Origin of the sequence: Shimia litoralis (assembly GCF_005518135.1) — a bacterium.
GTDB classification, from domain to species: domain Bacteria; phylum Pseudomonadota; class Alphaproteobacteria; order Rhodobacterales; family Rhodobacteraceae; genus Shimia_E; species Shimia_E litoralis.
In genome coordinates, this window is record NZ_SULI01000070.1 from 1 (window position 1) to 827 (window position 827).

An 827-nucleotide genomic window follows, 5' to 3' on the forward strand; every position below is an offset into this window, starting at 1 on the left:
GGTTCTGTCGCAAAGTTTCGTACTGCATAAACGCGTGTAGGCGCGGGACACAGTTATCCTGCGAGGGCGGCGAACTGCTTGAAGGGTGAGAGCCTTATTTGGCCTAGCTGCCCCTTGCGGATCATATGCGCGGCTTCGATCCCGGCTAACGTAGCTGCCGCAGAATGGAACGCTTTGAAGCCGAGCATTGGCCGCGTAATCCGCTTGATGAAGCGATGATCCTGCTCGACGATATTGTTGAGATATTTGGATTGAACGACACCGATGATCCGACCAGCTCCCATGAATTTTAGGATAACGTTTAGACTTTGCAGACCAGCCAAATTGGCGCCGCTCTTGTCGATGACAATTCGGTCTGGGGCACCGTTGGTGCCAACGGCACGCTTGAAGAACCTTCGTGCGGCAGCGGTATCGCGACGCTCTGACAGCATAAAATCAAGGGTTTGCCCGTCCCGATCTACAGCACGATACAGATAGGTCCACTTGCCGCGAACCTTGATGTATGTCTCGTCCATCCGCCAAGAGACGGCTGTCGGCTTCTTTCTGACCTGCGCACTTGCAGCGATCAGAGGTGAGAATTTCACCACCCAGCGGTTCAGCGTGGCATGATCGATTTCAACGCCGCGTTCGGCCATGATCTCCTCAAGATCCCGATACGAGACACCGTAGCGGACATAGAAAAACACAGCGTAAAGGATCACGCTCTTCGGGAAATGGTTCCCTTTGAAATCAATCGTCATGGTTGGGCGCTCGCTTTCAAACTCAAAAGCCCGTACCTACCACGCGCGAGCCAATCCAACCAACCGCGAAAACTTTGCGACAGAACC

Annotated in this window: 1 protein-coding gene; it reads right to left on the minus strand. The window is 53.8% G+C overall.

Annotated features, from left to right (window positions below):
- Window positions 1-53: 53 nt before the first annotated feature.
- Window positions 54-740, minus strand: a complete 687-nt coding sequence (locus FAP39_RS17375; protein WP_138017629.1) for an IS6 family transposase — start codon at window positions 738-740, stop codon at window positions 54-56.
- Between the last annotated feature and the right edge of the window lie 87 nt (window positions 741-827).